This window comes from Candidatus Solincola tengchongensis (assembly GCF_015711935.1).
In the GTDB taxonomy this organism is placed as follows: Bacteria; Actinomycetota; Geothermincolia; order Geothermincolales; family RBG-13-55-18; genus Solincola_A; species Solincola_A tengchongensis.
Genome location: NZ_JACVJJ010000063.1, coordinates 1 through 3,739, shown reverse-complemented (window position 1 = coordinate 3,739; position 3,739 = coordinate 1). Strand labels below are relative to the sequence as shown.

At 64.7% G+C, this 3,739-nt stretch carries 2 protein-coding genes; both read right to left on the bottom strand.

The features are described 5' to 3' along the window. Positions 1-202: 202 nt before the first annotated feature. Positions 203-2,959: an FAD-binding and (Fe-S)-binding domain-containing protein gene (locus tag H7007_RS05690; RefSeq protein WP_287153787.1), complete on the bottom strand. Its 2,757-nt coding sequence runs from the start codon at positions 2,957-2,959 to the stop codon at positions 203-205. 517 nt (positions 2,960-3,476) lie between these two features. Continuing rightward, the coding region (locus H7007_RS05685) for a metal-sensitive transcriptional regulator (protein ID WP_350340622.1) at positions 3,477-3,739 on the bottom strand (263 nt) is incomplete at its 5' end.

The window sequence follows — 3,739 nt, the reverse complement described above, 5'->3', positions numbered from 1 at the left end:
CGCTCATGGTGGGCATCCTCTTTTCCATGAGAGGCATCATGCGCGGGAGCATCCAGGGCATCATCACTGGGAGCATGCGGGGGACCAGTGGGGGCATGGCCCGGTCGGAGACGGCGAACAGCGCTCTCTTGAGCGGGAGCGGGATACGCTTTCCCAGGCGGAGCAGCCTTCCCATGAGCGGGAGGCTGGTATCCAGAAATTCTCACATGAAATCCGCCATACCCCTCGGGGTCATCAATTGGATCATGGTGTCGAAGACCGCCCAGGCGTCCTGCACCTTCGGGTCGGGGTCCTCTAACTCCACTCCCAGGGCCTGAGCCACCACGGCGGCGAAATCCAGGACGCGCAGTCCGTCGCCCTCCGCGGCGTTCCATACCCTCAACTGGAACTCGCAGCAGGGGCAGGTGGTGATCACTGCCTGCGCTCCGGTCTTTCGCGCCTCTGCCAGTCTCAGGGAGGCGATGCGTCCTGAGGTGGGGCGTGTCTCCCCGATGAGGGTTAGCACGCTCCCGCAGCACAGCCCCTCTTCGCGGTTGTGCTCCATCTCCACCAGCTCCAGTCCGGGGATGGCCTGCAGCACCCGCCGCGGTTCCTCGTATATCCCACCGTGGCGGCCGATATGACAGGGGTCGTGCCAGGTGGCCTTGAGCTGCACGGGGTGCTCGAATTTCAGCCTGCCCTCCTCCACCAGCTGCGCCGCCAGCTGGCTTATGTGCCTGACCTCCACGTCCCACTCCAGGCCCAGCTTCTCCGCCCAGTCCCGGTAGTGGTGGGCCAGGGTGACCCAGCAACCCGGGCAGGAGGTATAAAGGGTCTTCACCCCTCGTTCCCTCAGGGTGCGGATGTTGCGGCGAAGGGCTTTCTCGAAGAGGTCCCACTTGCCGCTCATGAGGAAGGGCACCCCGCAGCAGGTCTCTTCGTTCCCCAGGTAGACGAAGTCCACACCCCCTTCCTTGAGTATGCGCACCGCGCCCCGGGCGATGTCCTGCTCCACGTAAGAGGCGGTGCAGCCGGCCCAATAACCGACCGGTCCGCTCTCCAGGGGCTTTACGTCCTCGGGCAGCCAGGAGGAGCGGTCGGCGGCGAAACCCGCCCAGATGTTGTTCTCCAGGTCGTAAGAGGCGCCCATCATCTCGAATGGCGGGAAGGTATGGAACTTGCCACGGGAGATGAGCTCTCCCCGCATCTCCTCCCAGACGGACTCGATGGGCAGGTCGGTCTGGCAGGCCAGGTCGCATTTCTTGCAGGTCGTGCAGAGCAGGAAGGTGTCCGACATCTCCTGGGAGAAGGGGACCTCTCCCCTCGCGTAGCCGCGCAGGAGCTGCATCTTCCCCCGCGGCGAGGCGCTCTCCCACCCCCTGCCCTCGAAGAGGGTGCAGCCTTCCTTGCAGTACCCGCACTGGGCGCAGGTGAAAGCCGCCTCCTCCACCTTCTCCGGGAGCCTGCGGCGCAGGAGCCTCACCCCGGGGACCAGGCGGCCCAGGGGGACGGACAGGGGAAGGGAAAGCGAGCCGGCGGCCATCATGAGCCGGAGGGCCGAAAGTCTGGAGCCGCCGGCGCAGGAGGGCAGCACCTTCCCCGGGTTCAGCAGGCAGCCGGGGTCCGTCTCCCGCTTGTACTCCTCAAGCCTCCTCAAGCGCCGCTTTCCGAGCTTCCGCTCCGCACGGTCCACGAAATAAAGTCCCACCCCGTAGGGAGCGCCCCCGTGCTTTTCCGCCAGGCGGAGGAACTCGAGGGAAGCGGTGAAGCGCACGGTGAAGTCCGAGGCCCTCGAGTCGCAGGGTATGAAGCCCAGGCACACGGAGGTGCCCTTTCCCACCACCACCTCCATGGCGAGGTCCGGCAGGCGCCGCGAGGTCTCCGCCAGTAAGTCTCCCACCTTGAGGGTAGGCACCTCCGCCTCGGCCGGCACCAGGGAAGGGCCCGCTTTCTTGATGCGCATGGGATAGAGCCTCTCCTCCCACTCGCGCTCCGCCACCTCCCCGGCGAGCGCCTCGCCACCGCGGGAAACGGCGCTACCGTGCAACCTTTCCCGCACTGCCTCTCCGTCCTGTCCTTCCGCCACCACAAGGACCAGGTAGGATCCCTCGGGGAGATAGGCCCGATCGGCGGTGCGGTTCTTGAGCGCGGCCAGAGCCGGGTTTATGACCTGGAGATGGAATATCCCCGCCCCACCCTCCTTCCGGCGCCCTTCAGGGCCGGTAATCCCCGCTCCCGGAGGATAGGCCTCGGCGGCGTCGTCTATGAAGCCCTGCACCTCGCGGGGGCCGGGAAAAGAGAAAAGCAACGGCGACTCCGGGAGCGCGGGACGAACGGCGAGCTCCACCTCGGTTATGAACCCAAGGACCCCCTCCGAACCCACGTAAAGGTCCAGGTCATCCCCGCTGACCCACGATGCGCCTCCGGGGGTGAGGACGCGAAGGCCGAGGAGGACGTCTCGAACCCCCCCGTACCCGTATGCCCCTATGCCTGAGCCTCCTCCTGCGACCCACCCTCCCACGGTGGAGGAAGGAGCGCTGGAGGGATAGGCCCGCAGGGAAAGGCCCTTGGCGCGCAATTCCTTTTCCAGGTCCCACCAGATGACGCCCGGCTGCACCCTGACCCAAGCCTCATCCTCGTTCACCTCCAGGATCCGGTTCATCCGGGTCAGGTCCACCACCACCCCTCCCCGTACGGGAACGGTACCGCCGTAGCCGCTCGTCGCCGCCGCGCGAGGGGTGAGAGGGATTCCGAAGCGGAGGGAGAAATCCATCAACCATGCCAGTTCTTCCTCCTCCCGCACCTGGACGACCGCCTGCGCGAGACCGCCGACCAGCTTGCCCACCAGGGAGGGGAACTCCCCCACGTCCCTGGAATATACGTACCTCTCCGAGACGTCGAGACTGACCCGTTCTCCGAAGCGCTCCCGGAGCTCGGAAGCAGGGGAGGCCGCCATGTCCTTCCGGCGGGCGATTCTCATGGTCCACCTCCATCCCTCTCAAGGACACGATAGGAGACGGTAGCATGATATACTCCCCCGGGTATTAAATGACCTAATCCAGATCATGTCCTCCGGCCCAAAGGTGAACCCCCTTCGAGAGCGACGTCGCGCCGTTCCCGGTCCACGGGCCGCCAAAACCCGGATGGCGACGCGATTGGCGGCAGGGTGTGCAAACGGCTGGACATTCTCGAGCAAACAGGTGCAGGGGCAAGCATGGCGGGCTCATGTGTCCCTTTAAAGCGGGCGCCATATATGCCGCGCGGGAGGACGGAGACCGACAGAGCCGGCTCTTGGAAGCCGAGGTTTTTTCTGGCATATATTACCATTCATAAAATCGAGGCGGTAGAGGATAATCTTTGAAGCCCTTCGCCAAAGGTCTCAGTGTGAAGGCATTTTCCGGGCATCCCCGGCTGCTCTGCGAAGACCTCGACATGCACGGGTAATGTACGTGGAAACCCCTGCTTCGTTACTTGTTTTGAAACTCCGACCCCGGTGGTCAGTCGATGCTGGAGGTGAAACGGAGAAATGTCTCCACGGCCTCGCTTATGGCCTTTTCGGAATCGTCCTCCGAGTTGACGCGCAGGCATTCCTTCAAGCGATGGGTGATGATGTGCGCTCCCACCCGCTCCATAGCCGAACGGACCGCCGCCACCTGGTTGAGGACCTCGTGGCAGTCCTTGCCCTCCTCCACCATGCGGATGATGCCTCGAACCTGACCTTCGATGCGGCGAAGACGGCGCAGCACCGCCCTCCGGGAAT